We start from the raw sequence: 5,780 nt of genomic DNA, 5'->3' as shown, positions 1-5,780 counted from the left end.
GTTGATGCAGGTGCCGGTGGACGGGTTGCGGAAGTAGATGGTCGGCTGCGGCAGGGCCAGCTTGGTGGTTTCCAGCTGCAGGTTGTCGAACAGGTCGCGGTCATACGAACGGCCGGCACCACCGTGGATCACGTGCTGCTCGTCGGCGTTGATGTCATACGAGAAGCCCAGGCGCGGCTGCCAGGCATCCTTGAATGCCTTGCGGTTGTGGCCGTTGCTGATGTAGTCGCTGATGTCCAGCCCGCCCAGCGCCAGCGTATCGGCGAAGGTCTGGCCAGCGGCAGCGCGCGGGTCCTGCGAGTAGATCGCATCGACCACGGCCTGCGGGGTCACGAAGTCCAGGTAGGCCGGGGTCTTTTCGTAGTCCCAGCGCAGGCCGATGTTCAGCTGCAGGTGGTCGTTGACCTGCCAGTCGTCCTGGATGTACAGGCCGATCTGCTTGGACTTCGAACGCACTTCGCCGGACACGCCCGACACACCGTTCACCGGCTTGACGAACTGCGCCTTGTACGGGATGTCCGACGGGAAGTCCGCGTCACCCAGGGTGTAGGTGAAGGTCGGGTTGATCTGCGCCGCATCGGAGGCGTACAGATCGATTTCCTTGTACTTGGCACCCATCTTGATGGTGTGGTCGCCCATCCACTGGATGCCATCCAGGGTCAGGTTGTCTTCGATCGCCCAGCCCTTCTGGCCCTTCACCTGCGAATCCAGTGCCGAGGCGCCACCGATCTTCACCAGGGTGCGGTCTTCGGTGCCGTCCGGTGCGGTGTAGGTGATGCCGTTGGCCAGGGTCAGCGGGGTCGGGTTGTTGAACGAATCTTCATGGGTGACCATCAATTCGTTGTAGTAACGCTCGCCGCTGTGGTTCCAGCGCAGCGCGTAACGACGGTCGGTGTTGACCACTTCGCGGCCGGCTTCCGGCGCGGTCTGGCCACTGAACTGCTGCTGGGTCTCGTCGCGGTCCTGGAAGGTCAGCTCGATGCGATCGTTGTCGGTCGGTTCGAAGTCGATCTTGGCGAAGATCAGGTCCTGCTCGAACGGCTGGCTGGCCGGGCCGAGGCCGGCGGCGGCGTCGCCCGGCAGCAGGCCGACGCGGTTGGTGACCGAGCCTTCCGGCGCGATGGTGACCGGCAGGTCGAAGCGCTTGGCTTCGTAGGTCACGAAGAAGTGGGCCTTGTCCTGGATGATCGGGCCACCCAACGCGAAGCCGTATTCCTTCTCGGCCGAGGCTTCCTTGGTCTGGCCGTACTGACGCTCGGCCGGGGTCTTGGCGCGCATGTCTTCGTTGGTGTAACGGTAGAAGGTTTCACCCTTGAACTCGTTGGTACCGGACTTGGTGGCCGCGGTCACGGCCGCGCTCGACACCTGGCCGTACTCGGCCTTGTAGTTGCCGCTGATGACCTTGTATTCGCCAATGGCCAGCTGCGGGAACGGGTTGCCGGCGCTGCCGGACTGGCCGGCCACGCCGCCGCCCTTGACGTAGCTCTTCTGGCCCACGCCGTCGATGTAGACGTTGGTGCCGTCGGCATTGGTGGCACCGCCGCGCAGCGAGGTGTTGCCCTTGGCATCGCGGGTGAAGATCATGCCCGGCACCGCGTCGGCGAACTCCAGGAAGTTGCGCGACACCTGCGGGGTGGTCTGGATCTGCTGCAGGCTGACCGTCTTGCCCACTTCGGACGTACGCACTTCCTGCAGCAGGGTCGGGGCCACCACGTTGACGGTGTCAAGGTTGGTGGCGTTGGCGGTGCCGCCGTTGGCCGGCGCGCCGCTGAAGTTCAGCGTCGCGGTCGAGGCCACGGTCACCGTCACCTTCTGGGTCTGGCCGTTGGCCACCACGTCATAGGTGCCCGGGTCCAGGCCCATCAGCGAGTAGCTGCCGTCGGCGCGGGTGGTGGCACGGCGCACGGTGCCGCTGGCCAGGTTGGTGGCGGTCACTTCGGTGCCGGCCTCGGCCTGGGCCACCTGGCCGCGCAGCGAGGAGGTGGCCGACTGCGCCATCAGGGACGGTGCAGCGCCCAGCATCAGGCAGGTAACCAGTGCACTGGTCAGCAGGCTGCGCGCCGGTGCACGGTTGCGGTGATTGGAATACGTCATGTGAATCTCCGGGTGGTGGTGGCCGTCTTTGCGGCCCCTGTCGTTTTTTTTACAGCGTGGTTTGAATGCATCACGACCAACGGTCGTGATTTACAGCAAAGGCGTCACGACCATCGGTCGTGACCTACACGAATCACGCACGATCAGGCGCGGCACAAGCGTCTGCTTGTCACCGGCCACTTCCGTGTTGTTGCCGTCCATCAACTGCAACAGACGCGTCATCGCCTTATCGCCGAGGTCGGCGATACTCACCTGCATCGTCGTCAAGGACGGGTGAACGAAACGCGCCAGCGGAATGTCATCGAAGCCCGCCAGGGCAACATCGGCCGGCACCCGCACGCCTGCCTGCGCGAACGCATACAGGCAGCCCAGCGCCATCATGTCGTTGGCGGCGAACACCGCATCGGGCAGCGCGCCGGCTGCCAGCAACTCCTGTCCAGCGCGATGGCCGGAGGCTTCGTCAAAGTCACCGGGCAACTCGATGCCCACCGCATCGGTACCGGACGCGGCCAGCGCATCGCGGAAACCGCGCAGGCGCTCACGCGCGTCGAAGTTGAGGTCCGGACCGGAAATGAAGGCAATGCGGCGGTGGCCGACATCGAGCAGATGGCGGGTCATCGCCATCGCGCCGGCATGGTCATCGATGCTGAGCACCGGATGATCCTGCTCGGGCAGGTAGGTATTGATCAGGACCGTGGGCAGCGCCTGCGGCAGGTTGTCGGTGAGGAAGCCGGGGCTTTCCGCATACGGCGACAACACCAGCAGCCCGTCCACGCGACCGCGCATGGCACGCAGGGCCGCGCCCTGCTGCTCCTGGTCGCCGTGGTAGCTGGACACCAGCAGATGCTGGCGGCGCTCGCGGGCGACCCCGTCGATGCCACGCATCAGCTCGGAGAAGAATTCGCCGTACAGGTCCGGCAGCACCACACCGATGGTGTTGGTGCGCCGGCTGCTCAGGCTCCGCGCGGCGGCATGCGGGGTGTAGCGCAGGCGCGCAGCGACCTCCAGCACCAGCTTGCGGACCGGTTCGGCGACATTTTCATGTCCATTGAGCGCACGCGACACCGTGGCCACGGAGACCCGGGCTTCGCGGGCTACATCTTTGATTGTGATGGCTGCCTTGTTCACTTCGCCGCCCTCCACGGCTTAGAGATCTGGGGCTTGGCGCGGAATGTAAGCGTTTTCAATCCTGAATGTAAACACTACGTTAGGCCAATGTCGTCCGCCAGTAACATGAACGTGTCTTCAGGGGCCCTGTCCTGGACTGGCCAGGACAAGGCAGGACAAGGCTTTCAGCCGTTTTTGGCCGGTGCCTCGGCGCGGATGGACAGCGCGTGGATATCGGTGTCCATCAGGGTGCCCAGGGCGGCATAGACCGCCCGGTGGCGCGCAAGTGGCAGCTTGCCTTCGAAGGCGGCGCTGACAATGTGCACATTGAAATGGCCGCGCCCATCGCGCGCGCCTTCGTGGCCGGCGTGGCGGTGGCTGTCGTCCTCCACCTCCAGCAGCTGCGGGTCCAGGGCCTGCTGCAGGGCCGCGCGGATCAGCTCGACCCGGGTCACGGCAGGACCTTGCGGAACGGGCGCACCTGCACGCGGGTATAGACCCCGGCGTCCACGTAGGGGTCGGCGTCGGCCCAGGCCTGGGCCTGCGCCAGCGAATCGAACTGGGCGATCACCACGCTGCCACTGAACCCGGCCGGGCCCGGGTCTTCGCTGTCGATCGCCGGGCACGGCCCGGCCAGCAGCAGCCGGCCCTCGTCGCGCAGGGCGGTCAAACGGGCCAGATGCGCGCCGCGCACCGCCATCCGGGCTGCCAACACGTCGGCACCGTCATAGCCTTCAATCACATACCACACAGGCAACTCCCAAGGCTCAGCTAAACGAACCGGACGATTCTAGCCCGGCTCGCTGGACACTGCCGGGCTGAACCCGTACTCTTGACTCCATTGCACGTGGCTGGACGCAGCAGCCCCGCCGGTAGACGGCTTCACCGCCGCCCGACGATCGACCCGCTGCCCCACACCAGTACACGTAGACGACCTCCCCGTAGTTCTGTCGCTGCCCGTCGCGGCGCGCCTTGCTGTTTGAAGTGTGGAACCGCGCCGACCCAGGCGTGTCATGGCTTGCCATCCTGCCGCCGGGCGTTCCGGAACGGCTGAGGGTGCGGCGACCGGTCCGTTGCAATACTGACATCACTCTTGATGACCTCCGAACTCGCGCTCGACGCGAACCCGCAAATCCGGCCGACCGCCCCACAGCAGCAGGAAATGCCGCTGGCCGTGGTGCATGGTCAACCGGTCCTGCAGATTCCGCAGGACCTGTACATTCCGCCGGACGCGCTGGAAGTCATCCTGGATGCCTTCGAAGGCCCGCTGGACCTGCTGCTGTACCTGATCCGCCGGCAGAACCTGGACATCCTGGACATCCCGGTGGCCGAGATCACCCGCCAGTACGTCGAGTACATCAACGTCATGCAGGAGCTGCGCTTCGAACTGGCGGCCGAGTACCTGGTGATGGCGGCGATCCTGGCCGAAGTGAAGTCGCGGATGCTGCTGCCGCGGCCGCCCAGCATCGAGGGCGAGGAAGCCGACCCGCGCGCCGAGCTGGTGCGCCGGCTGCAGGAGTACGAACGTTTCAAGCAGGCTGCCGAAGATATCGATGCCCTGCCCCGGCAGGACCGCGACACCACCCCGGTACATGCCTTCGTGCCCGACCGCGCCGCAGTGAAGCTGCCGCCGCCGGTGGACCTGAAGGAAATGCTGATGGCGCTGCACGACGTGCTCAAGCGCGCCGAGCTGTTCACCGGCCACGCGATCAAGCGCGAGGCCCTGAGCGTGCGCCAGCGCATGGGCGACGTGCTGGGGCGGCTGGAAGATGGCCAGTTCTACCGGTTTGAATCGCTGTTCACCGCCGAAGAAGGCAAGCTGGGCGTCCTGGTGACCTTCCTGGCCCTGCTGGAACTGGCCAAGGAGCAGCTGCTGGACATCGTCCAGGAAGCACCGCTGGCGCCGATCTACGTCAAATCCCTGGCTGCCGGCAACACCAACGAACCGCTGCAGTTCAACAGCGAATTCGACGACGCCGACGCCGCCAACGCATCCGACTGAGCACCCGACCCACGCATGGATCAATCGCTGATCAACCGTATTGTCGAAGGGGCGCTGCTGGCCTCCAGCCAGCCGCTGACCCTGGCGCAGCTGCAGGGCCTGTTCCCGGAAGAGGAACCGGCGCCGCCGGGCAGCATCGAGCGCGCACTGGAACTGCTGCGCGATGGCTGCGCCGAGCGCGGCGTGGAACTGGTGGAGGTGGCCTCCGGCTTCCGCTTCCAGGTCACCAATGAAGTGCACGGCTACATCACCCGGCTGTGGACCGAACGCAAGACCCGCTACACCCGCGCCACCCTGGAAACCCTGGCGTTGATCGCCTACCGCCAGCCGATCACCCGCGGCGAAATTGAACAGGTGCGCGGCGTGGCGGTCAGCAGCAACATCATCCAGGCGCTGGAAGAGCGCGAGTGGATCCGCGTGATCGGCCACCGCGATGTGCCCGGCAAGCCGGCCCTGTTCGGTACCACCAAGGGCTTCCTGGACTACTTCGGGCTCAAGCGCCTGGACGAACTGCCGCCGCTGTCCGAACTGCGCGACCTGGGCGAACTGGAACCGCAGCTGCCGCTGGACCGCGATG

At 65.7% G+C, this 5,780-nt stretch carries 6 protein-coding genes; 2 read left to right on the top strand and 4 right to left on the bottom strand.

The window, feature by feature from the left end:
• From DBR34_RS17625 to DBR34_RS17610, 4 genes are all read right to left on the bottom strand, one after another.
• A partial coding sequence (locus DBR34_RS17625; protein WP_258224081.1) for a TonB-dependent receptor occupies positions 1-2,094 on the bottom strand: 2,094 nt, incomplete at its 3' end.
• Between the two features lie 90 nt (positions 2,095-2,184).
• Complete coding sequence (locus DBR34_RS17620) at positions 2,185-3,237, bottom strand: LacI family DNA-binding transcriptional regulator (protein WP_128097743.1); 1,053 nt, start codon at positions 3,235-3,237, stop codon at positions 2,185-2,187.
• Between the two features lie 149 nt (positions 3,238-3,386).
• Positions 3,387-3,656, bottom strand: coding sequence for a BolA family protein (locus tag DBR34_RS17615; protein WP_128097742.1), 270 nt, complete (start codon positions 3,654-3,656; stop codon positions 3,387-3,389).
• A complete protein-coding gene (locus DBR34_RS17610) occupies positions 3,653-3,952 on the bottom strand; it encodes a YciI family protein (protein WP_128097741.1) in 300 nt (99 codons plus the stop codon). Before DBR34_RS17610 ends, DBR34_RS17615 begins: the two co-directional genes overlap by 4 nt.
• Positions 3,953-4,297: 345 nt before the next feature.
• On the opposite strand from DBR34_RS17610, the gene DBR34_RS17605 reads away from it, so the two are divergent.
• Positions 4,298-5,203, top strand: a complete 906-nt coding sequence (locus DBR34_RS17605; protein ID WP_128097740.1) for a ScpA family protein — start codon at positions 4,298-4,300, stop codon at positions 5,201-5,203.
• A 15-nt stretch (positions 5,204-5,218) separates the two neighbouring features.
• The coding region (gene scpB / locus DBR34_RS23810; RefSeq protein ID WP_258224080.1) for an SMC-Scp complex subunit ScpB at positions 5,219-5,780 on the top strand (562 nt) is incomplete at its 3' end.

The organism is Stenotrophomonas sp. HMWF003, from assembly GCF_003061285.1.
Taxonomy (GTDB): domain Bacteria; phylum Pseudomonadota; class Gammaproteobacteria; order Xanthomonadales; family Xanthomonadaceae; genus Stenotrophomonas; species Stenotrophomonas maltophilia_AP.
This window is presented reverse-complemented; position numbering and strand designations above follow the sequence as displayed.

Excerpts from the sequence above, each read along its gene's own strand:
- DBR34_RS17605 (WP_128097740.1), top strand. The coding sequence starts at position 4,298 with ATGACCTCCGAACTCGCGCTCGACGCGAACCCGCAAATCCGGCCGACC.